Below are 23,373 nucleotides of genomic sequence, written 5' to 3' on the forward strand. Positions count from 1 at the left end.
ATGAAGATTGCCCTTTTTGGCGGCACCTTTGATCCCGTTCATCTTGGTCACATCGCCGTCGCACGAGCTGCCGCGGAAAAGTTTGGCCTGGGGCGGGTATATTTTGTGCCGGCTGATCTCCCCCCGCACAAGCAAAAGCGCAAGCTCACAGATTTTCAGCATCGCTTTGCCATGCTGGCGCTGGCCACGGCGGATGATCCGCGCTTTGTAGCTTCGCTGCTCGATGCCCACACCGGCCATCCAAACTATTCAATCGATACGGTCAGACGCTTGAAGAGTGGACTCAAGAAGACTGACAAGCTTTATTTCCTGATCGGCATTGATGCCTTTAAAGACATTGCCACGTGGCGGCAGCCGGAAGAGTTGCTGGCTGAAGTGGAATTCATCGTCGTCAGCCGGCCGGGGTATTCGCTAGCCGATGTAGGCCGGGCGTTGCCGGAACCTCTGCGTCCAACCGATTTGATGATGCGCGCCATGCGTCCGCAGCGGGCTGAAGGAACCATTGCGCTGATGGGCGCCACCATTCATCTCTTGGGTGAGGTACGCGAGAAAGTTTCTTCCACGCAGATTCGCGCGGCTGCCGGCAAATCAGTCAAGCAGCTCAGCCGTTATGTGCCGCCGCTGGTGGCTGAATACATCAAGAAAGAGAATCTTTACGTCGACGCCACCAGCAAGGAAACTAGCGCCGCAAGCGAGGACAAAGTGCTATCTTTTCAAGAAGCCCGTCACGGGCACACAAGCAGGAGCCATAAGAACGGATGAGTTTACAGACCCGACAGCATGTCGCACAGGCAGTGAAAGCCATTGAAGGCAAGAAGGGTGAAGATGTTGTCATCCTTGAAATGGATAAAAGCAGCGGAGCGTTTACTGACTATTTTGTCGTGTGCTCTGGCACCAATCCGCGCCAGATACAGGCGATTGCCGACGATGTGCAAAAAAGCCTATCTGAAGCGGGCCAGCGGCCCAACAGCGTTGAAGGCTACAACCAGGCAGAGTGGGTGCTGCTGGATTATGTGGACTTCGTCCTGCACATATTTTCCGAGCGAGCGCGCAAGTTTTATGATCTGGAGCGGCTATGGAAGTCGGCGCGAAAATTAGCGCCAGCCGATCTGGCGAAGAAACCAGCAGCAAAGAAACAGGCTGCATCCAGGAAAGAAACCGCCAAGAAAGCGCCTGCAAAGAAGAAAGTTGCTGGGCCACGCAAAGCCGCCCGTAACAGAACTCGCGCTCAAGGTTCAACGTCAAAAAAGAAGTCACGGAAATCGGCGTGAAACTTCAGATCGCCTGGATAGGCAAGACGAAAGAAGTCGCTATTCGCGCGCTGACGGACGAATACCTGAAGCGGATCTCCCGCTACGGTGGCGCGGAATCGCACGAGATGAACACCGAACAGGCTTTGCTGGAATTGGCCGCCGATACCACCGGTCGGACCGCGCCTGTTCTTATCCTGCTGGACGCGCGTGGGCGCCAGTTCACCTCAGAAGAGTTTGCCAACCTGCTACGCGACCAGCAGGACCGCGGAACGCAGAACCTATTTTTCGGCGTTGGACCGGCGGATGGCTTCAGTGATAAAGCCCGCCACGCCGCCGACCTGGTTCTCTCCTTCGGCAAGATGACGCTGGCGCATGAGCTGGCTCGGGTGGTTTTGCTGGAGCAAATCTACCGGGCATTTACAATCTTAAAAGGCCATCCGTACCATACCGGCCACTGATTTGCGCGAAAATGATATGGGCGACGTTCACCAGGGTCTCATCATCGTAAATACCGGGCCGGGCAAGGGTAAAACCACCGCAGCCATGGGGACAGCTCTGCGTGCCGTGGGAAATGGCATGAAAGTCCTGATGTTGCAGTTCCTGAAAGGCTCATGGCATTACGGAGAACTCGATGCGGTAAAGGCCTTTGGCGATAACTTTGTGATGAAGCAGATGGGCCGCGGTTTTGTAAAAGTGGGCGGCGCTGAAACCGATCCTGAAGACATCCGCATGGTCGAAGCGGCCTGGCAGGAAGCCCACGATGCAATCATGTCCGGCAAATGGGACTTAGTAGTGCTCGACGAGATCAATTACGCCATTACCTATGGCATGCTCGATCCGGCCAAGGTGGTGGAGACTCTAAAGCACAAACCCGCCGGGGTGCACGTAATCTTGACGGGAAGGAACGCGCATCCGACAATCATTGAGTTGGCCGATACCGTAACGGAAATGAAGCAGGTAAAGCACGCCTATGAAAAGGGCGTGATGGCGCAACGTGGCATCGAATATTAAGCAACATCGAATTAGAAAGGTGAACAATCTTGGCGTGGTTTAAGCGCGAATCCAGTGATATCCAGGCGACCGAGGAGAAGCGTGTTCGCACGGAAGGCCTGTGGGTAAAGTGTGAAGGCTGCCGCCAGATCATCTGGAAAAAAGAGTTGGAAGACAACCTGAACGTCTGCACCAAGTGCGACTATCACTTCCGCATTAGCTCGGCCGAGCGGCTGATGCTTCTCTTGGATGAAGACAGCATTGAAATTCAGGATGAAAGCCTGGAGTCCACCGACCCGCTTAATTTCACTGACACACGACCGTACAAAGCCCGCCTGGAAAAAAGCAAATCGTCAACCGGCTTGAAGGATGCAATCAGAAACGCCACCGGCACAATTCATGGCCGCCCTGTAATCGTTAGCTCTATGGAATATTCTTTCATCGGCGGGAGTATGGGCGCGGTTGTAGGTGAAGCCATTACTCGGGCGATTGAGCGCGCATGCAAAGAGCGCAAGCCGATTATCGTTGTCTCGGCCTCCGGCGGCGCGCGCATGATGGAAGGCGTGGTCAGCCTGATGCAGATGGCAAAAATCTCCGCGGCTCTGGCGCGTCTAGATACAGCCCGCGTGCCGTATATTTCCGTGCTTACCGATCCTACGACCGGCGGTGTGACCGCTTCTTATGCCATGCTGGGTGATCTCAACATCGCGGAGCCGGGGGCGCTGATCGGTTTTGCCGGGCCGCGCGTGATTGAGCAGACCATCCGGCAGAAATTGCCTGAAGGTTTCCAGACCAGCGAATTCCTCCTGCAACATGGAATGCTGGACGCCGTTGTTCATCGCAAAGACATGAAGTCATACATTGCCCGCGCCCTTGATTTCATGGCTCCAAAGGCAGCCTGAGCTGTGCCCGCTACTTACGAATCTGCTGTACACAAATTGCTGGCCCTGGGCCATGAGCTTGCGTCGAACCGCAAGTTTGATCTTGCCCACATGCGCAGGCTGGCGGAAGCGCTAGGAAATCCTCAATGCAAGCTGCCGAGCGTCTTGATCGCCGGCACCAACGGCAAAGGTTCGACTGCCGCGACGCTGGCCAGCATTGTGCAGACTGCTGGTTATCGTACGGGACTCTATACTTCGCCCCATCTGCTGCGCGTGAATGAGCGCATTCAGATCAATCAGGAATCCATCAGCAACGCGGAATTCGCGGTGATCTACGACCGCATTGAAAGTTGCGCGCATGAGTTGGTGGAACGCGGCGAACTGCCGTGGCATCCCAGCTTTTTTGAGATGCTCACGGCCATGGCTTTTGAATATTTTGCCAGCGTTGGCGTGGAGCTAGCGGTACTGGAAGTGGGACTCGGCGGACGTCTTGATGCCACGAACATTGTTGATCCTTTGATCTCCGTTATTACCGATATTGATTTTGATCACCAGAACTTTCTCGGCAATACCTTGCCGGAAATTGCCCGCGAAAAAGCCGGTATCTTGCGCCCCAGGGGAACTGTGGTCCTGCTGCCACAGCATCCAATTGTGAATGAGACGCTGGGAAAAGAGATTATGAGTCGCGAGGCACGTGCAGTGAGCGCGGTAAAACATATGCCTTCATTGACTCCGGTTGCGGATGATGAAATGCACCACACCGCCATTGGCCACAACCAGTTCATTCTGGCGGTGATGGGCAAAGAGATCAACGTGGATTTTCCGCTCGCGGGCCGCCACCAATTGCGCAACCTGGCTTTAGCGATTACTACAGCCGAAGAACTCAATAAATTTGGTTTTCACATTTCGGCAGCCGACATTGAGCAGGGCATTCGCGTCACCACGTGGCCGGCCAGATTTCAGGTGATTCCTCCAGCAGAGGGATTCCCCGAAGTCGTGCTCGATGTGGCGCACAATCCGGCTGGTGCGTGGGCGTTACGCTCGGCTCTTTCTACGTACTATGAAGATCGCCCCCTCACGTTTATTTTCGGCGCCATGCGGGACAAAGCCATCGGAGAGATTGCCGATATTATTTTTCCTTTGGCTGATTGCGTGATCGCCACCCATGCTGACAATCCGCGCGCAGCTTCTCCGCAGCAGATTGCGGAGCTGGGAGCGCACGCGCAGACTGAAATATTGCAGGCGAAATCTGTGCCGGAAGCGCTGGAGCGTGCCTGCGCTCACGCTGGGAGCGAAGGCGTGATCGTGATTACAGGCTCTATTTATATTGTGGGTGAAGCGCTGGGCATCCTAGCCCGTAAACCAGTTCGGCAGGGTGTTTGACCTGTGTCAGAGACCATGCAAGCAGAGATCAAGCCGCAGGAAGTGACGAGTGGTATTCGTCACCTGGGTTCCCGCTTGCGTTCCTATTTCGTGTGGACGCCGCTGGTCTGGCTTTACACTCTCGTCCTGGGCTGTGTGTCGCTTGTTGTCTCCTTATTTGATCCTGCCGGTGAACGACAGCAGAATGTCGCACGGCTGTGGTCGCGGATGATTCTTTGGACCGTGGGCGCCAAAGTGCAGGTTGAAGGATTGGAGAAGATTGATACCTCCAGGCCGCAGGTGTACGTGGTGAATCACCTTTCGGCGTTCGATATTCCGGTGTTGTATACGCACCTGCCATTTCAGTTCAGGATTCTGGCTAAGAAAGAGCTGTTTCGTTATCCGTTTATGGGCTGGCACCTGCGCCGCTCTGGACAGATTCCAGTGGTGCTGGAAAATCCTAAAGCATCTGTGCGGAGTTTGAACCTCGCGGTGGCGGCAATCCGCAAAGGCAATTCATTGGTCATTTTCCCTGAAGGCGGCCGTTCGCCTAATGGCCAGTTGCAATCATTTATGGGTGGCGCTTTTTATGCGGCCGTAAAGGCACAGGTGGATGTGGTTCCGATCGTTCTTGTTGGAACGTACGAGATGCTCAAGATGAACTCATATCACATTAAGCCAGGGCCAGTTCAAATGGTGGTTGGCTCGCCAATCTCAACCGTGGGCATGTCCACGCGCGACATCGCCAAAATTACCGAGCGGGCGCAGGTCGTGATGGGCGACCTTTATTACTCGCGCTGTTTGGTTCCAGATTTGCGTGGAGAGCCGCCGGCATCGAACGAACCTATAAAGTTATAGTGGGACGAAAGAACACCAATAGGCCAGAAATGGCAGCAAAATCTTCAAAAAACGACGGTAAGGTGGGCGTAAAGCCCCGAATAGCAATACCTGAGCCCTGCTCGTACGACCCTGAATATAGCGGCCGCGCGTTACCGCCTTACCTGCGAGCGATAGAGGCCGCTGGCGGCGAGCCGGTGGTCATCCCATTACGGAGTTCGCCGGAAGAGATTGCCCGGCTCATTACCTCGTGTTCGGCGATTCTGTTGCCGGGGAGCAAGGCGGATGTTGATCCGCAAAAGTTCAACGCGGCGGCCCATCCAAAAACAGCTCCAGCCGACCAACCCCGTGATGCCGCCGACGAACTGCTTCTGCAGGATGCGTACAACCTCCGCAAGCCGGTTTTCGGCATTTGTTATGGCTTGCAATCTCTCAATGTCTGGCGGACAGGTTCCTTGATTCAGGATATTGAATCCAGGGTGAATCACAGCGCCGGCGCCAAAGTGGAAGTCGCACATCAGGTGACGGTTGCGGCAGATTCACTGCTGGCGAAAGAAATTCTTCACAAAGAAAATGCCGTACAGGTGCCAGTAAATTCCAGCCATCATCAATCGGCAGATATTGTCGGCGACGGTTTGCGCGCGGTGGCGCACTGCGCGGAAGACGGCGTAATCGAAGCAATTGAAGGCACAGTCCCAGGACACTATGTTCTGGCGGTGCAGTGGCACCCGGAGCGGACTTTTGATAGCGATAAGTTTTCCAGCAATTTGTTTCGGACGTTTGTTGACTCGGCACGGGCCTGGAATGAGTTGAATTCCTAGCGCTCCCTAGCCTTGCGTCGATGGTGCATTCTTCCGTATCGTACTTGCCATGTCGGGAAAAGGGATTGTCCTCTCGCTGGAAGGCCGCGTTGCCGTTGTTACAGGAGGCTCGCGCGGAATCGGCGCGGCAATTGTAAGAATGTTCACGCAGGCCGGAGCGCGCGTCATCTTTAATTACCAGAAAGCAAGCAAAGTCGCGGACGACCTCTGCTGGGAGTGTGGCGGCGCAAAGCAATGCGTTGCTGTCCAGGCTGATCTCTCTTCTGCTGAAGCGGCCAAACCTTTAATCGATGCCGCGATCCAAGGCTTTGGCAAGATCGATATCATTGTGGGCAATCATGGTGTCTGGCCGCCGCAGGATGCTCCCATCGACCAAATGACAGATGAGCAATGGCGCTCGACGCTCGCGATCAATGTTGACAGCCTTTTTGGGCTGGTGAAGTATGGTGTGGCGCAGATGAAACGCCAGCGCTCCGGCGGTCATATAGTATTGATCAGTTCTACCGCGGGGCAGCGCGGAGAAGCATTCCACTGTGACTATGCAGCCAGCAAGGGAGCGATTATCAGCATGGTGAAAGGACTTTCCACGGAACTGGCGCGCGACGGCATTTACGTGAACTGCGTAGCGCCGGGATGGGTGGAAACTGATATGGCCGCGCCTGCATTGCATGACGCTGCGATCAGCAAGCGTGTTTACGCGACCATCCCCCTGGGCCGCGCCGGCAAGCCGGAAGAGATTGCCGCTTCAGTCCTGTTTCTATGTACGTCGCATGCCGGATTTATTACGGGCGAAATCCTCAACGTCAACGGCGGCGCGGTGCTGGTCGGATGATGGCAAAAGCAGCAGCTCAGGTCGTTCCTGCATCTAAGAAAGTATTATTCCCATGAGAATTGTTGTTCTTATCTGCCTCTGCGTGGCCAGCCTCTACGGCCAGCAAGACACGTCCGCCAAACCCGCTGAGACGCAAACTAACCAGCAGAAAGCCCGAACCATGGTTGACCAGATGATTCAGGCGCTGGGAGGCCAGGCATATCTGACTGTTGAGGACTACTACGCTGAAGGACGTTCCGGCAGCTTTCACAATGAGTCGCTTGTGGGCACCAGCCTGTTTTACCGGTTTTGGAAATGGCCGGACAAGGACCGCATTGAGCTCACGAAGCAACGCGATATCGTGCAACTCTATGTCGGCGACCAGGCTTACGAAATCACCTATAAAGGCATTCATCCGCTGGACCCGCAAAAGGAAGAAAGGCTTCGCCAGGCGATGATCCGCCGCCATTACACGCTGGAAAATGTTCTCCGCAACTGGCTGAAAGAGCCGGGAATCCTTCTGCTGGATGAAGGTCCAAGCATTTCTGAAGGTCACATGGCGGAAAAGCTGACGATCATCAACTCAAAGAATGAGTCGGTGACGATCCTGGTGGATCCCGAAACACACTTGCCTCTGGAAAAGCGCTTTTCCACCCGTGATCCTCGCTATCGTGAGCGCGATGAAGAAGTTTTGATTTATGGCGACTGGAAGGTATTCCAGGGCATCAATACGCCGCGAATGACGGTGACCAAGCGAAATGGCGAGACCATTTCCCAGCAGATTATCCTGAATATTACTTACAACATCCATCCTGCTGACGCGCTTTTCGATCCCACAGTGGCCAAAATCAATCCGGTAAAAGAGAAGTAGTTCCGCCCTGGACACGATCTGTGGCTTTGCCTAATAATCTGTTGTAAAAAAACAACACAAGCCCAAGCTCCTGCCGGTGTAATCTGTTTAGTTGGAATAGCTTGCCATTTGAACAGACAGTTCGAGCCCCCGTGGAGTGCAAAGGTGTAGGTTTGCATAGCGGGGCCAATGTGACCCTCCGTATCCTCCCAGCCCCTGCTGGAACGGGCATTGTTTTCCGCCGTAGCGATCTAGATGGCTTTGAGATTGAAGCCATTGGCCGCAACGTGGCCCGCGTTAGCTACGCCACTAGCCTGCAAAAAAAAGGCGTTCTGATTTCCACCACAGAACACCTGCTCTCAGCTTTCATTGGTATTGGCTTGGATAATGCCGTTGTGGAGCTGGATAACCTTGAGCTTCCGATTCTTGATGGCAGCGCCAAGCCCTTCGTCGATATGGTCCTCCAAGCCGGATTAAGGCAGCAGCGTAAGAAGCGGACATATCTGCGCATCATGCGTGAGATTGAAGTTCGTGAAGGCAATAAATTTATCGGCGCATATCCTGCATCGGGATATGCTGTGGCGTACAAAATAAATTTTGCTCCGCCCATTGGAGCGCAAGCTTTTGAAATTGACCTTTCACAAGATCTTTATCGCAAGGAACTGGCCGCAGCCCGCACTTTTGGCTTTCTGAGTGAAGAGCAGGCCATGAAGAACATGGGCCTGATCCGCGGTGCCTCAGAAGCGAACGTGATTGTGCTAACGGCCAACGGAGTCAAGAATGGGCCTTTGCGCTATGAAGATGAGTTTGTGCGTCACAAAGTGCTCGATCTGATTGGCGATCTGGCATTGCTGGGGAAACAGATTATCGGGCGGATTGTGGCTGACCGCGCCGGGCATGCGATGCATACCGCGCTGGTTTCACGGCTGTTGAAAGACCGCTCTTTGTGGGAAGAAACAACTGAAATCAGTCAGTCTGACGATGCTGCTGAGAGACCTGCTGTTACCGCGCAATCCGTGCGAGAAATCTAAGAACTTAAACGGTTGTGGCGTTAATGAACATTGCTCCGCCACCCAGAGTTAACGCTCGCTTTTCCAGCCAGATATCCAGCTCTTTCTTTGCTTCCGCTGATAAAACCTGAAAGCGAATTCCCGCTCGGCCTTCGGGCGTGGACCATGCAATCTCGCCTTTGATGTCCAGCGAACGCTTGGTACCGGGCAACTGCAATCGGACCCGAGCAGCACCACCTTCATCCAGCCGGCGGGAGCATTCCACTGAAATTCCGCCATGGCTGATGTTGGTAATGTTCAGGGGAAGCTCTGCGCCCTGGTCAACAAGGATTGCTCCTGTCGCCTTGACCAGATGGCGATGGTAGCGGCGGCGCTCTCGCATGATCAATCCCTGCGCGGCCCGCACGCTACGGGTCGCGCGATCCAGCGAAATCGGTTTGTCCAGAACAAAGTTGGCGCCCATCTCAAAGGCCTGCTGAATGTTGGTTTTGCCGTTCACCACGGCAAAGGCGATACAGCTCTTGTTGGATTTCCCCAGCCTTAGCTCGCGGAGAACCAGCGGACCGTGCGGCATGTCATCGCAGTCAACTAAAAGAGCGTCATATTTGCGACGCATCAGAATGTGGCGGGCCTGGTCGGCGTTGTTGGAAAGATCCAGATCAATATTGGCAGCGTCAAAGACTCGACGTATCGTACGATGGACTTCAGGGTCATTGCTGAGGAGGAGCGCTTGTAAAGCCATACCTGCAAAGGGTATCTAAATCGTCATATTACGGCCAAGTAACCAACGTAACGGGCCAGCACTTTGCCGGGTGACAATACTTTCGATCTTTCAATCTAAGGCTCCATTTTCCTATGAAAAAGATGGTTTATCTGTCGCTGGGATCGAACCTGGGTGATAGCGAACGGTATCTTCGTGAGGCGATCTCCCGCCTGCAAGATTTGGGCGTAATCAGGCAGGTTTCGGCTTTTTATGAAACACAGCCCGTTGAGGTGCAAGGCGAACAGCCCTGGTTCCTGAACTGTGCCTTGGCAATGGAAACCGAGCTGATGCCTTTGGAGTTTCTGAGTCGCATGCTGGCCGTCGAGCAATCTATGGGCAGGATTCGTATGCAACCCAAGGGCCCGCGCACCATTGACATTGACATCCTGCTTTTCGGCAATGATGTGTTAAATACGCTCGAGCTGACCGTTCCGCATCCCGCCATGCATCAGCGGCGCTTTGTTCTAGAGCCCCTAGCGGAGATAGCTCCCGCCGTAATGCATCCAGTGCTCAAGCGAACGATCCGGGAGTTGCTGGACTCGCTGCCGGCCGATTCGGGTTTAGTGAACAAGCCCCTGCCCAACTGATTTACGATGGGATGCGTGGAAACCGCCGCCATCGCACATTTGCTGGAACCGTTCATCGAGCTCGATGAATCGCGGCTGCGCGCTATATCGACATATATCGATCTATTGCTCAAGTGGAATGCGCGCATCAACCTGACTGCCATACGGGAGCCCAGTGAAATTGTGCAACGCCATTTCGGCGAATCTCTGTTCGTCGCCAAATATCTGCTTGACCAGCAGCTGCCACAGACCGCAATCGACCTGGGATCTGGCGCCGGTTTTCCCGGAGTTCCCTTTGCCATGCTCGCGCCTGAAGTTCAGGTGACATTGATTGAGTCGCAGCAGAAGAAAGGGACCTTTCTGAAGGAACTTATTCACGTGCTCGGGTTTAAAAACGTAAAACTTTTTGGTGATCGCGCGGAGAATTATCCAGATACCGCTGATTTAGTGATGCTCCGTGCGGTTGAGAAGTTCGACCAGGCTCTGACAATGGCAGAGCGGCTGACGAGGGCCGGTGGGCGGATTGCGCTGATGATCGGCTCGGGGCAGACGGAGTCAGCCAAAAGATTGAGCCCTGATGTAAATTGGGGCAACGGGATCCAGGTTCCCTGCGGCACTTCGCGGCAATTGCTGGTTGGAACCAAATCATTACAAGTGGAGTGATGGGTGGGTTGCAGGATTATTTCATCCGTTGAATGCTCCAAAAGCAAACCGATTGGACTGTAAAGTGGGAAGTAATTCTGCGGAACCATTGTGGTAAACATGCAGTTTGGGAAAAGTACCAAATTTCGTCTAAGAGTCCGGTACCTAGAACCATATTGGTAAAGTGGAACAAAAAGTGCCAAATTGCGCTTTTATTTAGTCGCATTTCTATATTTAAGCGCTAATTATTGGCAAAAGTGGGGAATAATTTCATCGAGATCCAAGTAGGTAACATTGTTCCATGTGGAACAATCTTTGCATAGGTATCTTGATGTTCCACGTAGAACAATGCACCATTTTGCGGCGTTGCGCTTTCCGCGCATACTCGTCTACATTCAACAGGACGCACTCTTGTCAATTTCAATAACATGGGAATAGTAATCGCTGTTGCGAACCAGAAAGGCGGGGTGGGAAAAACCACTACCGCTATCAATCTGGCGGCATCCTTTGCTGCTGCAGAGGTTCGATCGCTTTTGGTCGATTGCGACCCCCAAGCGAACTCAACCGGTGGACTGGGTTTTGTCCGCGATCCAGACCGCGCAAGCACGTATCACCTGCTTACGGCAGAAGCTTCGGCTAGAGAAGCCGTCATCGCAACAGAATTGGAAGGTCTAAGCCTAATCCCGTCGCACAAGAACCTGATCGGGGCTAACATTGAGCTGGTCGGGGCAGAAAACAGGGAATTTCGCCTGCGCAATGCACTGGAATCCATTCGGAATCAATTTGACTTCATTGTCCTAGACTGTCCTCCAGCGCTGGATCTCCTCACCTTGAACGCGTTAGTAGCGGCTGATTCGGTGTTGGTTCCCATGCAGGCTGAATACTTTGCTCTTGAAGGCGTGAGCGAGCTGCTGGATACCATTGAGCGGCTCCGCCAAAGCTTTAATCCCGGGCTGGCGATCGAAGGCGTAGTTCTTACGATGTATGACGACCGCACGAACCTGGCACAGCAGGTAACGCAGGAACTGAAACGTCATTTTGGCGACAAGCTGCTAGAAACTATCATCCCTCGGAATGTCCGCCTGGCTGAAGCGCCAAGCTATGGTAAGCCGGCTTTGCTCTATGACGTGCGCTCCCGTGGTGCCGAAAGCTATATACGCTTGGCTAAGGAAATCATGCATCGCAGAATGAATCCCGTCGTCGCCGAGATCACCGTAGCAACGTCAGAACAAGCTCCAGGTACCACCGCATCCGATAAACCGGAAGAGTTTCCCAATAGTACTGAACTGAAGCGAGTAAACGAATCATGATCAATGACAAGCGCAAAGCCCTGGGACGCGGCTTGGATTCTTTACTGCCCAGCCGCCCCACGATTTCGCCAATAGCCATGCCGGCCCAAGCCGCTGCATCTGCGCAGGAAATCCCCATTGAAAGCATTGATCCCAATCCTTACCAGACTCGCCGCCGGATCAATGAAACCGCCCTTGAGGAACTGGCTGAATCTATCCGGGTAAGCGGGGTCGTCCAGCCGGTGGTGTTGCGGCCGGCAGCCAATGGAAGATTTCAACTGGTTGCAGGCGAGCGACGCTGGCACGCTTCAAGACGGGCTGGCAAGACGACAATCCCGGCAGTGGTCCGGCAGATCTCCAATGAACAAGCCATGGAGATCACGATTATTGAAAATCTGCAGCGCGAAGACCTGAATCCGATGGAGCAGGCCCGAGCTTTCGAGCGTCTCAGCCGAGAATTCAGCTTGACGCAGGAACAAATTGCCAGCCGAACTGGAAAAAATCGCGCCAGCATCGCGAACTTTATCCGTCTGCTGAAATTGCCGGACGATGTGCAGAACGCGCTGGAAGCAGGCGCGCTGAGCTTTGGACATGGAAAGGTTCTATTGGCGCTGGCCGGATTTCCGGAACACCTGGAACGCGCCGCTCGCGAAATTATAGAAAAGCAGCTTTCCGTCCGGCAAACGGAAGAACTCGTAACCAGGCTGCTGAACCCGCAAGCCGCAGAGCAAAAGCAAGAAAAGCAGGCCGTCCCGGTGGATCCCAATGTCCGTGAAGCTCAACGCAGCCTTGAGAGCTCTTTGGGCGTCAAGGTTGAAATTCATGATCGCAAGGGCAAAGGCAAGATCATTCTGAAGTATGGATCGCTGGAAGACTTTGATCGCATCGTAGAAGCACTGGCTGCGAAGTAAAACTATATCGATAGGTATCGATATAGTGAAGCGGCTGTTCGGTTTGCGATAAAAGTAAGGTTTTGTCGGAGGTTGCCGTTGCGGTCTAGTGGCGCAAGCCGGTCCAGTTTTCTGAGATCACAATGGAATTGCCGGGATTGCCCGGATCGTACTTGATTGAAGTCATCAATCCGGCGCGGCAGGAATGCAGGTCCACCATGTGGCGCAGGCTGCTTACATCCTGTGAAGCCTCATAACTGACGCCGGCGACATCATAGTGATAAATCAAGAGCTGCAGTTCACCGGAACCGTTCATCTGCATTTCATTTACGTCGATCACGGTGCCATCGGTAATGCGGCCCATCTCGCTGATGCGCATACGTCGCTCGCGTTCTTTTTGATCAGGGCTCTTACGCCGGCTGCGGGCCCAGGCGTTTGCGCCAAACAGCAAGCCGGCGCCGGCAATCGCAATCAGGGAATATAGACGAAGTTCATTCATACATATCACGTCCTCAAACATCAGGACGTCGGCACATTCTGTAGATGAGTTTAATCCAACTTCGGCTCACAGAAAATCCGAAGGAACACTTATTCCTGAACCTCAGGTCTTGAAGGATCTTTGATAAATATAGCCCTACCAGAATCGCCCGCCCGGCAGAAAATCACAAGGTAACCATAGTTTTGTGTTGCAGCCACCATTCATTCAGACGTCCTCAAACATAAGCCGCAGCGCGCGATCTAAGCCCACAAGCGGCTCTCAAGCGCCATCGATCACCGAATTACTCAGGGCGCCAATGCCTTCCACAGAAACACTCACCTCATCGCCAGCCACCAGCGGGCCGACCCCAGCCGGGGTGCCGGTCAAAACCAGATCGCCCGGCAGTAAAGTCATTACCTGGGAAATGAAGCGCAGCACAACGTCCACCGGGAAAATAAAGGCCAGAGTACTCTCAGACTGCTTTACCTCGCCATTCACGCGGCTTTCCACGCGTACGCCCTTCCAGGGATCAATCTCATCAGTAACAATTGGCCCGACGGGACAAAATGTGTCAAAGCCCTTGGCGCGGGTCCACTGCGGATCTTTTTTTTGAAGATCGCGGGCGGTCACGTCATTGGCGGCCGTATAGCCGAAAATGTACGGGCGAACGTCGTCGTTTGGGCCCAGGTTGCGGCACTTTTTGCCGATTATTATCGTCAGCTCACCCTCAAACTCCACCCGCTGGGAAAAGCGCTGGGGTCGAACGATGTTTGCGCCCGGCGAAATTAGCGAACTTGGCGGCTTGAAAAAAATCAGCGGTTCCCTCGGAACCTCATTGCCGAGTTCCTTCGCGTGCTCACTGTAATTACGGCCGACGCAAACGATCTTTGAAGGTTCGACAGGATAAAGGAGCTCGGCCGAAGCCAGTGGCTGCGGAGAGACTTTCTTTGCCCGGGAAAAATCAGGCAGCACGCCGCCAGTCGTCGTTTGGATGATTTGATCAGTGCCAGCCACGGTTTCAATCAGCCCAAACTGCGGTCCATCAGGAGATGAGAAGCGGCAATACTTCATCTGGGGAACACTCCAAAAAAAGCAAGGGATTTCAGGCGACCATTCATTAGGGCGTCTGCCCGAGAAAAAGAATGTGCCGGAAATCCCTATTTTACGTTACGCGCGTTCAGCGAATGCGAAGAGGTTTACAGGCCTGCTTGCTTTGCAGCCAGATCGCCAATAATCGGGAGCTTGAACTGCTGATTGCCGTAAGCTTTGATCATGCAGATAACTACTGCAACTACAACGCCTAGCCAAACCAGCATCATCAACGGACCCATGATGAAAAATCCAAGTCCGTGAGTGATGAAGCCCAGAACCGTCGACAGAATCATAGCGCCAATCCAGACCGCGATCACGGCGACGTTCAAAAATATCGATTGAAATGCATGGAAGCGCACGAACTTATCATTCTTGTAAGGTTCAATCACAAGAAAAATCAGGCCGGTAATCCAACCTACAAGATAGCTGAGACATGCAGCCACGTTGTTGGTCATTCCCGCACTGGGAGCGCTCGCCGATGATTGCGCCGGCGCCGCAGCCGCCCCCGATGTTGTCGTTACGTTTTGACCTGAAACCGCAGTTCCGCATGCCGCACAAAAGCCCGAACCCGCATTGAGTTGAGCCCCACACTTTGCACAAAATGCCATACCCCTCATCTCCTTCTGAAAGTAAGCTCTTAAAGAGTTCCTGTTGCGGTACAGCTTATTACTTCCTGTGCTGGAATGGAAGAAAACTAATTGCTTAACTCGCCAAATTGGCCCTTTTCAGGGACGGGTTACAGGGCTGGTTAGGGTGTTTTTAGGTGACCACGCGTGCTTCGCCCAGCACCACTTTGATATCCATGCGCTTTTTGCCGCGATAGATCGTAACTGTTACCGTATCGCCTGACCGATGGTTCTGCATCACGTGCGAAAGGTCCTGCTGGTCTTCAATGGGCTGGCCTTCAATGGCTACCAGCAGATCGCCGCCAAGCATGATGGGGTAATTTCCTAGATAAGCGCGCTCGGTGCCTGCTCGCAAGCCAGCACGATCAGCCGCGCTACCCGGCACCACATCCACGACCAACAAACCCGAATCCGCCGCTAGTCCCAATTGGTTGGCCAGCTCGGGCCCTATCGGAATCGTCCGGACGCCGAGTTCCGGTCGGCGGACCCGCCCCAGGTGCACAAGATCATCTAGCACCGCTTTGGCGGTGTTAATAGGGATGGCAAAGCCGATTCCGGCGCTCTGTTCTACTCCGCCTGTCAAAATCATGGTATTGATGCCGATAACCTGGCCCCGGGCATTTAACAACGGCCCGCCAGAATTTCCGGGATTAATGGCTGCGTCCGTCTGAATGGCCTCATCAATAAATCCGCGTTGGCCTTTCAGGGAGCGAATGGAGCTGATGATTCCCCGCGTCATGGTGCCACTCAGTCCAAACGGGTTTCCAATGGCGTAAACCTTTTGTCCCACAACCAGGCTTTTGGAGTCGCCAATTTCCGCCTGCGGCACGTCCTTGGTGGGAATCTGAATCACCGCCAAGTCATGCACAGGGTCAGTACCTACGATTTGGGCCTTGTATTTTTTCTTGTCGCTTGTGGTGACCTCAAGCTGGCGCGCCCCTTCCACCACGTGGAAGTTCGTAAGAATATGGCCTTCAGTGTCAATCACAAACCCTGATCCCATGCCCTGCTGCGGCACGGCGCCATAAAAGAAGTCATAGGCCACGGCCGTGGACGTGATATTTACGACGGCAGGAAGCGCCTTTTTATAAACCGCAATATTGTTTTGTTCTTCTGCGTCGTAGTTCGACGGCCCTGCAGCTTCGGTAAGTTCAACGTGCGAGGGCCGCGTCACCCAGGAAGGACCATCAGGCCCGCTCATTCGTGTGGTGACAAAGTAAAAAGTAAGAACTAATAACAATGCGAGCAGGATTGGACGTAAGGACTTCATATATCACCTGTCAACTAAGCCGATTGGCCAGGATTTTTAGTTCGGAATAAATCCGCTGCACCTGATGCCGCGTTTCCTCTACGGAACCGGAGTTGTCGATCACAAAATCCGCGCGCCGGGCTTTTTCCTCGTCGGGCATCTGCGCTTTGGTGCGGCGATCCACGTCAGCCCGCGCGGCCTCTTCGCTCATGCCTGTGCGTTGGGCAAACCGCGCAATCTTCTGCTCCGGCTTACATGTCACCACCATGATCCGGTCAAAGCGATCTTTGACTCCAGCTTCCAGAATCAATGCCGCTTCCACAATGGCGACGGCATTAGGATCTTTTTCACCCAGCGATCGCATCCACTGGTCCTGCTGCCGAATCACAGCGGGATGCACAATTTTATTTAGCTCTTCAACCCGTCCGCCGTCAAACACCAGCGTGGCCAACTTGGCACGGTCCAATTCGCCATTAGGTTTTAAGATCTCCGGGCCGAAATGATTCACCAGTTCTTGCAACACTTCATGGCCGGGTAGGTAGAGTTCATGCGCGATGGTGTCCGCATCTACGATGGTCGCGCCCAGGTCGGCGAACATTTTGGCAACAGTGGACTTGCCGCATGCCACTCCGCCGGTAAGCCCGACACGCAACACGGGTTAACTCCGCGCCTGCCGCTCTGGCCCCCGCCGCATCTTGCACGCCTTGACTGTATTCGCCATCAGCATAGCGATCGTCAGCGGACCAACTCCACCCGGAACCGGCGTAATCGCGCCTGCCACAGCGGCAACATGGGGATCAACATCGCCAACTAAAGTCGAGCCTTTTTCGGCAAACGATTTCTCTCGCGTTGGATCGCCAGCAAAGAACTTCTCAAACTCCTTGCGGTCGGTGATCTTGTTAATCCCTACGTCGATGACCGCAGCGCCTGGCTTGATGAAGTCTTCCGTCACAAAGCCCGCTTTGCCAATGGCCGCCACCAGAATCTCCGCCTGCCGCGCAATCTGCGCAATATTTTTTGTCTTGGAGTGGCAGACTGTAACGGTTGCGTTATTGTTCAGCAGCAGCATGGCTACGGGTTTGCCCACAATATCACTTCGTCCAATCACCACGGCATTGCGGCCTTCAATGGCAATATTGCTGCGGCTCAGAATCTCAATCACCCCTGCCGGCGTACACGGCACCAGCCCCGGCCGCTGCGTTGAGAGATTGCCCACATTCACGGGATGAAATCCGTCCACATCTTTTTCCGGAGAGACCGCGAGCAACACTTTTTTTGAATCCACCTGCGGCGGCAAAGGCAGCTGTACCAGAATGCCATCAATTTCGTCGCGATTATTCAACTCATTGACCATCTGCAGCAGTTCAGCCGTGGTCACAGAATCTGGCGGAGTCAGATTCTCACTCAGCATGCCGAGCTGCTGGCAGGATTTGACCTTATTACGCACGTAAATCTCAGACGCCGGATTATTTCCCGCCAGGATGACAGCGAGACCCGGACGAATGCCGGCGGCGCTCAGCTTTTGCACTTCTTCGGCGACTTCCGCCTTGATCTGTGCGGCGATTTTGTTACCGTCAAGGATGGTGGCAGCCATAGTATTCATGGGAATAATTATCTTAACCACAAAAAATGCAAAGGTACACCCGGAGCGGGCAAATGGGATTGTGCTCTAAAATAGAAAGATGATGCTCAAGCAGATTCTGGACGCTCTGGCCTGCCCGATTCCATCATGCCGCAAGCCGCTGAAATTGGCTGAAGACGAATTTGCGCTGCAGTGTACCGCCTGCGGTCGTACCTATCCCATCAAAGACGGGATTCCCATGCTGCTGGCTGACTAGAGCTAATCGAGCCGGAATTTTGTTGCTGGGGGACTACGCTACTTCGACCGGCGATTCGATCTTTAACGAGCGCAAATACTCCGCGAAATCCGGCCCAAGGTCAGGGCGCTTAAGAGCAAACTCCACTGTCGCTTTCAAAAAGCCCAGCTTGTCACCGGCGTCGTGGCGCTTGCCTTCAAATGTGTATCCGTAAATCTTTTCGCCCGCGCTGAGCAGCCCACGCAGGCCATCTGTCAGTTGCAATTCGCCGCCGGCGCCAAGAGGAGTCCGTTCCAGGGTTTCAAAAATTGTCGGCGTGAGAATATAACGGCCAATGATGGCCAGGTTGGAAGGTGCTTCTTCCTGTTTGGGTTTCTCCACCATGCTGCGGACATCGAAGGCCCGACCGTCAAACTTGCCTTCAATTCTTTGTGCGTCCAGCACACCGTAAGAGGAGATTGCCGGGCCATTCACTTCCTGCGTGGCGATGATCGAGCACTGCGATTCCTCAAACACATCCATCATCTGCCGCAGGCATGGTTTTTGCGCGTCAATCACATCGTCCGCCAGCAAAACAGCGAAAGGCTCATTTCCGACCAGCTCGCGGGCCATCAGCACAGCGTGGCCCAGTCCCATAGCCTCTTTTTGCCGCACATAAGCCACGTGGATCATGTCTGAAATCTGGCGCACAATGGAAAGCAGCTCAGTCTTGCCGCGCTCTTCCAGCATTTTCTCCAGTTCGTAGCTGACGTCAAAGTGGTCTTCAATAGCGGTCTTGCCGCGGCCGGTGATGATGATGATCTGGTCACAGCCGGAGGCCAATGCCTCTTCCACGCCATACTGGATGATGGGCTTATCCACCAGGGGCAGCATCTCTTTGGGCTGCGCCTTAGTGGCGGGAAGAAAACGCGTGCCCAGACCGGCAGCGGGAAAAACGGCTTTGCGAACTCTCATCTTCATTATTGATTCCTGAGTACCGCATGGTGAGATGCAAAAATTCTAGCATCTGCTTTCTCTGGCTTCGTCCGCTTAGCCAAATCAGGCATCACAGCACGGGGCTATTGTCGCCCATCATCATCTGGCGCAGCAGTTTGATGGGAGGAAACCCTTGCTTCAGCACCTCATTGTGGAATTTCTCGAGAGAAAAGGCGGCGCCCGTTTTCTTTTTATAGTCCTCGCGCAGCTTCAGAATTTCCAGCTTGCCCAGCGTGTAATAAAGATATGTTGGATCAGACGTGCCGCGTTTGGTTTCACGCAGCCCGTTCATGTGCGACTGATACCCCTCTTTTTCGAAGAACTCCACTCCCTGGTCGAAGGTCATGGTGCCGGTATGCATCTGTATTCCCACGATGAAGCGCGCATTGCGCAGTAGCGCATCCTGCAACTGGCCCAGCCGCAGCTTCAGGAAAGCCGTGTCATGGTCTTGATCCACGCCCGGTGTGCGGCCATAGCCTTCGTCGAGCATCATCTGTTCGCTGTAATGGGCCCAGCCTTCTGCGTTGGAACTGCATCCCAGCAGCTTGCGCACTTTTGATGGAGCGTATGGCACCCACAGAAACTGCGTGTAGTGTCCTGGGTAAACCTCATGTACAGCGGTGGAGATGATCGTCCCGCGGTTAAAGCCGGACATGTGTTCTTCCACCTGTTGCGGCGTCCAGCTTGGCTCAGGCAGCGTGACATTGAAAAAGGCTTCCTTGGCGATTTTCTCGAATGGTCCGGGCGTGTCCATGGACGCGAAGGTAAGAGCGCGCGCAAATGGCGGCGTCTCCTGAACAATGGGCAGCACTTCAGAAGGCAGCTTTACGATGTGATGCTGGGCCAAAAAATCTTTTAATCCGCCCAGCGTATCGCGGAAGGTTTGCAAAAGCTTGTCTGGCGCGGGATGGTCCTTTTCCAGCTCCGCCAGGATTTCTCGCGGCGTTTTGTTGGGATCGAGCTTGGCCGCCGTTTCTTTGAATGCCTGCTGGTTCAAACGAAGATTGGCCATGCCGATTTCAAGCAATCGAGCCAGCGGGATATCAACGTCTTCGTCATACAGCAGCTTCTTGCTGTAATTGTCTGCCCCAATGCGAAAATCGCCATGCGCCTGGGGTTTAAGGTCTTTCTCCATCCATTGGCCATAGCTCTTCAGCTCGTCCATCACTTTCTGATTTGCAGCCTGGAACTGCGCGAGCAGCGCCTGGTCTTTCACGTCCTTGAACGCTGCAGGAACATCCTTCTGGAAAAAGCTGATCAACCCGGGAATTTGCTCCAGCGCCACGGCCACATAGATAGGCGGCGGATTCTTCAGGTTCTGCCGTGCTGCTTGAAACACGGCGGGGATCTGTTTTTCCCGGGCGATGACGGACTTCAACCGTTCTGCCGGCGGCGCGAACGTGCGCGCCATGATCACAAAGATGGAGTTGGTGACGCCGGAAGAATAGAGATCAGGATTCTTTTCCCACGAGCGGATATTTTCCAGCGAGAGCAGACGCGCGTTGATGTCATTCAGCACCAGCGTGTGGTCCACCCGGGTCGCGGCTGAAAGCTGCAGCGGATCAATCTTGGCGATCACCTTTTGGAAGTTCTTCAGCGTCGTGATCTGCTGGTCCAGCGATGCCTTGGAATAATCTTCCAACTGAGCGTCGTACTGGTGAAATCCCGCCGCCGTACCCTGTGATGGATTGAATTTGAAATAGTATTTATCAAAGTATTGGTCCGCGAGCGAATTAAAAACTTTGTCATTGTTGGCGCTGTCGGAAGCGGGCATGCTGGGGTGCTGGGCCTGGACAGCTAAAGCTGACAACAGCACGGCCAAAAACGGAATAAATTTCACAAAGGTCTCCTGCAATTTAAAAATAATTAGACTTGCAGCACGTCGAGCTGTGAGCGCAGAGCTTTGGATACGCGGGCATCGGAGCGTTTGCTGGCTTTTGACGCTCGAGCCTACTTCTGTTTGTAAACTGTTCCACCCTTCATCACAAACACCGGGTTCTGGAGCAAGGTTACATCCTTGAGTGGATCGCCGGACACGGCAATGATGTCGGCAAACTTGCCCTGCTCTAGCGTCCCGATCCGGTCAGACCAGCCCAGCAGATCAGCAGCGTTTACTGTAGCGGTCTGGATTGCCTGGATCGGAGTCATCCCCTGCTGAACGTAAACGGCGAACTCATGTGCATTGAGTCCGTGCGGGTAAACAGCGGCATCGGTCCCGAAAGCGACCTTCACTCCCGACTCAAAAGCGTGTCTGAGGTTCTGGCGGCTTGCGGCGGTGACTGATTTCATTTTTTCCGCATACATTGCCGGCAAGCCAATCTTTACCGCATTCTCGCGCATCCAGTCTGCCAGGTACATCGTGGGAACCAGGTACGTGCCGCGCTCTTTCATCACTTTGATCGCAGCGTCGTCTATGTAAGAACCATGCTCAATGGAGTCGACGCCGGCTTCGGCCGCCCAGGCAATTCCCTGCGCGCCATGCGCGTGCGCTGCAACTTTGCGGCCCAGGCGATGCGCATCCGCAACAATGGCCTTCATTTCTTCCAGCGTGTATTGTGAGGCGCGCGGATCGTCGCCCTTGGAAAGCACTCCGCCGGTGGCGCAAATCTTGATTACGTCAGCGCCGTATTTAATGATCTCGCGGACCTTCTCCTGCACGTGCTCGATGCCGTCTGCGGTGCCGTCGGCTTTGGCGTGCCATTCGTAGGGAAGAAGATTTTCATCGCAGTGACCGCCGGTGATAGACATCGCGGGACCACTGGCATCGATGCGCGGACCGGGTATGAGTCCTTCATTGATGGCGTCGCGCAACGCGATGTCCGTATAGCCCCTGGCCCCAACGTTGCGCACCGTGGTGAATCCGGCCTCAAGCGTTACGCGCGCGTTCTTGGCCCCGATCAGGGCTTCCTTGGGGATTGAAACCCCCAGCTCTTGATAACCAAAGTTAGGCTCGTAGGTGAGATGGGTGTGAGCATCAATCAATCCGGGCAGCAGCGTGGCGTTAGGAAGATTGATGACGTGGGCGCCTGCCTGATCATTGGACTTAGATCCCCCGCCGGAAACGCTTGTGATCTTGTCGCCGTCAATCACAATGGTGACGTTATCCAGCACCTTGCCGGCTTTTACGTCCAGCATGTGACCGGCATGTATCACAACATGCTGCGCTTGCGCGGGCTGAGTGGGTTGTTGAGCAAAAGAGACACACGACAGAACAAGGGCAAAGAGGGAGAGTTTCAGAGTTTTCATAAAGACGGGCGGATTATAACAGGATGGAGACATGGGTTGCGGCGAAGCGCCGGGCTTCGTTAGGCTTAGAGCCCCTTTACCGCGTGCGCAAAAGCGAGTTCGCAATGCTCGCGCTGATGAGTGAACAAGCCGATCATGGGCTTTACAGTAGCGATATCAAATCTATATCGATTGGGACAAGCCTGGATAAGTGAGATCTAGCTCACCGCAAAACTAGCTGCAAGCTGTGACGGCACTCCCAACTTAACAAATGATATTCGGCCTTTTTGCGTTACTCTAAGCGCTCGCGATTCCCGGCAACGACCAAGCCACCCTTCCTCTAGAAAATGTTGCAGCAAGGCCGCACCTAGTGCCCCGCCTACATGAGGCCGGCGCTCGGTCCAATCCAGGCAACGCCGTGCGAGATGCCGCTTGCCACGCCGGAGCTCTTCAACTTCCAAACCAAGTTCCCTCAGCCAGTCTGCTCCTCTGGCTGTCACTCGATAGTTGCGGTCACCTTCGGCGACGATCACGTGCTGATTTTGCATGGCTTCGGTCAATGCCACGCCCGCGCGTCCGGCCAGGTGATCGTAGCAACTGCGGGCCATTAGCAGGGACTGGTCAGCCTTTGATCGAATGTATTCCGCCGCCGGGCGACTGGTTGAAATTGCTCCCAGAGATTCCAGCGCATTCGCCACCCGCTGTCCCGCCAGCTTGTAGTAGCAGCATCGTCCCTCACGTTGCATAGTAATCAGGCCGCCTTGGCTCAGTTTGGCCAGGTGCGCACTGGCGCTCTGTGCGGAGACAGAAGCTGCTCGCGCCAGCTCTCCCGCCGGCAGAGATTGCCCTTCCAACAGCGCCAGGAGCATTGCCGTTCTTCCCGGATCGGCCAGCAGATAACCTAGACTGGAGATTGCGTGTTTTTCTTTCATAAGTGTTTACTCAT

Annotated in this window: 27 protein-coding genes; 16 read left to right on the forward strand and 11 right to left on the reverse strand. The window is 54.2% G+C overall.

All coding sequences use genetic code 11. The annotated features are described in order from the left end of the window. From nadD to lpxC, 11 genes are all read left to right on the forward strand, one after another. Positions 1–762, forward strand: a complete 762-nt coding sequence (nadD, locus tag LAO76_17725; protein MBZ5492766.1) for a nicotinate-nucleotide adenylyltransferase — start codon at positions 1–3, stop codon at positions 760–762. Continuing rightward, complete coding sequence (rsfS, locus tag LAO76_17730; GenBank protein ID MBZ5492767.1) at positions 759–1,271, forward strand: ribosome silencing factor; 513 nt, start codon at positions 759–761, stop codon at positions 1,269–1,271. Before nadD ends, rsfS begins: the two co-directional genes overlap by 4 nt. Beyond that, positions 1,268–1,711 (forward strand): 23S rRNA (pseudouridine(1915)-N(3))-methyltransferase RlmH, encoded by a 444-nt coding sequence (locus LAO76_17735; GenBank protein ID MBZ5492768.1) that lies wholly within the window; start codon positions 1,268–1,270, stop codon positions 1,709–1,711. The genes rsfS and LAO76_17735 overlap by 4 nt, the downstream gene beginning before the upstream one ends. A gap of 16 nt (positions 1,712–1,727) precedes the next feature. Continuing rightward, positions 1,728–2,264 (forward strand): cob(I)yrinic acid a,c-diamide adenosyltransferase, encoded by a 537-nt coding sequence (gene cobO / locus LAO76_17740; protein MBZ5492769.1) that lies wholly within the window; start codon positions 1,728–1,730, stop codon positions 2,262–2,264. Positions 2,265–2,293: 29 nt separating this feature from the next. Continuing rightward, complete coding sequence (accD, locus tag LAO76_17745) at positions 2,294–3,145, forward strand: acetyl-CoA carboxylase, carboxyltransferase subunit beta (protein ID MBZ5492770.1); 852 nt, start codon at positions 2,294–2,296, stop codon at positions 3,143–3,145. A 90-nt stretch (positions 3,146–3,235) separates the two neighbouring features. Then, a complete protein-coding gene (locus LAO76_17750; protein MBZ5492771.1) occupies positions 3,236–4,507 on the forward strand; it encodes a bifunctional folylpolyglutamate synthase/dihydrofolate synthase in 1,272 nt (423 codons plus the stop codon). Positions 4,508–4,510: 3 nt separating this feature from the next. Then, positions 4,511–5,344 carry a 1-acyl-sn-glycerol-3-phosphate acyltransferase gene (locus LAO76_17755; GenBank protein MBZ5492772.1) on the forward strand — a complete coding sequence of 278 codons (834 nt, stop codon included), beginning with the start codon at positions 4,511–4,513 and terminating at the stop codon, positions 5,342–5,344. A gap of 29 nt (positions 5,345–5,373) precedes the next feature. Then, positions 5,374–6,144 carry a gamma-glutamyl-gamma-aminobutyrate hydrolase family protein gene (locus LAO76_17760; protein MBZ5492773.1) on the forward strand — a complete coding sequence of 257 codons (771 nt, stop codon included), beginning with the start codon at positions 5,374–5,376 and terminating at the stop codon, positions 6,142–6,144. Between the two features lie 49 nt (positions 6,145–6,193). Continuing rightward, complete coding sequence (locus tag LAO76_17765) at positions 6,194–6,976, forward strand: glucose 1-dehydrogenase (GenBank protein ID MBZ5492774.1); 783 nt, start codon at positions 6,194–6,196, stop codon at positions 6,974–6,976. 52 nt (positions 6,977–7,028) lie between these two features. Further along, positions 7,029–7,826, forward strand: coding sequence for a hypothetical protein (locus LAO76_17770; protein ID MBZ5492775.1), 798 nt, complete (start codon positions 7,029–7,031; stop codon positions 7,824–7,826). Between the two features lie 101 nt (positions 7,827–7,927). After that, positions 7,928–8,836 (forward strand): UDP-3-O-acyl-N-acetylglucosamine deacetylase, encoded by a 909-nt coding sequence (lpxC, locus tag LAO76_17775; protein ID MBZ5492776.1) that lies wholly within the window; start codon positions 7,928–7,930, stop codon positions 8,834–8,836. A 4-nt stretch (positions 8,837–8,840) separates the two neighbouring features. Here lpxC and LAO76_17780 read toward each other — a convergent pair whose 3' ends face one another. Then, positions 8,841–9,557 (reverse strand): PilZ domain-containing protein, encoded by a 717-nt coding sequence (locus LAO76_17780; protein ID MBZ5492777.1) that lies wholly within the window; start codon positions 9,555–9,557, stop codon positions 8,841–8,843. A gap of 122 nt (positions 9,558–9,679) precedes the next feature. On the opposite strand from LAO76_17780, the gene folK reads away from it, so the two are divergent. From folK to LAO76_17800, 4 genes are all read left to right on the forward strand, one after another. After that, positions 9,680–10,165, forward strand: coding sequence for a 2-amino-4-hydroxy-6-hydroxymethyldihydropteridine diphosphokinase (folK, locus tag LAO76_17785; protein MBZ5492778.1), 486 nt, complete (start codon positions 9,680–9,682; stop codon positions 10,163–10,165). 6 nt (positions 10,166–10,171) lie between these two features. Continuing rightward, positions 10,172–10,807: a 16S rRNA (guanine(527)-N(7))-methyltransferase RsmG gene (rsmG, locus tag LAO76_17790; protein ID MBZ5492779.1), complete on the forward strand. Its 636-nt coding sequence runs from the start codon at positions 10,172–10,174 to the stop codon at positions 10,805–10,807. Between the two features lie 407 nt (positions 10,808–11,214). Next, positions 11,215–12,096, forward strand: a complete 882-nt coding sequence (locus tag LAO76_17795) for an AAA family ATPase (protein ID MBZ5492780.1) — start codon at positions 11,215–11,217, stop codon at positions 12,094–12,096. Next, on the forward strand, positions 12,093–12,986 hold the full coding sequence (locus tag LAO76_17800) for a ParB/RepB/Spo0J family partition protein (protein MBZ5492781.1): 894 nt from the start codon (positions 12,093–12,095) through the stop codon (positions 12,984–12,986). Before LAO76_17795 ends, LAO76_17800 begins: the two co-directional genes overlap by 4 nt. An 85-nt stretch (positions 12,987–13,071) precedes the next feature. Here LAO76_17800 and LAO76_17805 read toward each other — a convergent pair whose 3' ends face one another. From LAO76_17805 to LAO76_17830, 6 genes are all read right to left on the reverse strand, one after another. Then, on the reverse strand, positions 13,072–13,464 hold the full coding sequence (locus tag LAO76_17805; protein ID MBZ5492782.1) for a hypothetical protein: 393 nt from the start codon (positions 13,462–13,464) through the stop codon (positions 13,072–13,074). A 258-nt stretch (positions 13,465–13,722) separates the two neighbouring features. Then, positions 13,723–14,514 carry a fumarylacetoacetate hydrolase family protein gene (locus LAO76_17810; GenBank protein ID MBZ5492783.1) on the reverse strand — a complete coding sequence of 264 codons (792 nt, stop codon included), beginning with the start codon at positions 14,512–14,514 and terminating at the stop codon, positions 13,723–13,725. 125 nt (positions 14,515–14,639) lie between these two features. Continuing rightward, positions 14,640–15,143 carry a DUF4870 domain-containing protein gene (locus LAO76_17815; protein ID MBZ5492784.1) on the reverse strand — a complete coding sequence of 168 codons (504 nt, stop codon included), beginning with the start codon at positions 15,141–15,143 and terminating at the stop codon, positions 14,640–14,642. A gap of 151 nt (positions 15,144–15,294) precedes the next feature. Further along, positions 15,295–16,431 (reverse strand): trypsin-like peptidase domain-containing protein, encoded by a 1,137-nt coding sequence (locus LAO76_17820; GenBank protein ID MBZ5492785.1) that lies wholly within the window; start codon positions 16,429–16,431, stop codon positions 15,295–15,297. A 10-nt stretch (positions 16,432–16,441) separates the two neighbouring features. Then, complete coding sequence (gene coaE / locus LAO76_17825) at positions 16,442–17,065, reverse strand: dephospho-CoA kinase (protein ID MBZ5492786.1); 624 nt, start codon at positions 17,063–17,065, stop codon at positions 16,442–16,444. A gap of 3 nt (positions 17,066–17,068) precedes the next feature. After that, a complete protein-coding gene (locus LAO76_17830) occupies positions 17,069–18,004 on the reverse strand; it encodes a bifunctional 5,10-methylenetetrahydrofolate dehydrogenase/5,10-methenyltetrahydrofolate cyclohydrolase (protein ID MBZ5492787.1) in 936 nt (311 codons plus the stop codon). A gap of 91 nt (positions 18,005–18,095) precedes the next feature. Here LAO76_17830 and LAO76_17835 point away from each other — a divergent pair, with 91 nt between their 5' ends. Further along, positions 18,096–18,248, forward strand: a complete 153-nt coding sequence (locus tag LAO76_17835; GenBank protein ID MBZ5492788.1) for a Trm112 family protein — start codon at positions 18,096–18,098, stop codon at positions 18,246–18,248. A gap of 33 nt (positions 18,249–18,281) precedes the next feature. Here the strand turns inward: LAO76_17835 and galU are convergent, their stop codons facing one another. The 4 genes from galU to LAO76_17855 all read right to left on the reverse strand — a co-directional run bounded on the left by galU (position 18,282) and on the right by LAO76_17855 (position 23,359). Beyond that, the gene (gene galU / locus LAO76_17840; GenBank protein MBZ5492789.1) at positions 18,282–19,187 is read right to left on the reverse strand and encodes a UTP--glucose-1-phosphate uridylyltransferase GalU; all 906 of its coding nucleotides are present in this window, start codon (positions 19,185–19,187) and stop codon (positions 18,282–18,284) included. An 85-nt stretch (positions 19,188–19,272) separates the two neighbouring features. Continuing rightward, positions 19,273–20,976, reverse strand: a complete 1,704-nt coding sequence (locus tag LAO76_17845) for a DUF885 domain-containing protein (protein MBZ5492790.1) — start codon at positions 20,974–20,976, stop codon at positions 19,273–19,275. Between the two features lie 176 nt (positions 20,977–21,152). Next, positions 21,153–22,448 carry an amidohydrolase family protein gene (locus LAO76_17850; protein MBZ5492791.1) on the reverse strand — a complete coding sequence of 432 codons (1,296 nt, stop codon included), beginning with the start codon at positions 22,446–22,448 and terminating at the stop codon, positions 21,153–21,155. Between the two features lie 197 nt (positions 22,449–22,645). Continuing rightward, positions 22,646–23,359, reverse strand: coding sequence for an ArsR family transcriptional regulator (locus tag LAO76_17855; protein ID MBZ5492792.1), 714 nt, complete (start codon positions 23,357–23,359; stop codon positions 22,646–22,648). Positions 23,360–23,373 lie beyond the last annotated feature (14 nt).

The sequence above is a fragment of the Terriglobia bacterium genome, from assembly GCA_020072645.1.
Taxonomy (GTDB): domain Bacteria; phylum Acidobacteriota; class Terriglobia; order Terriglobales; family Acidobacteriaceae; genus Angelobacter.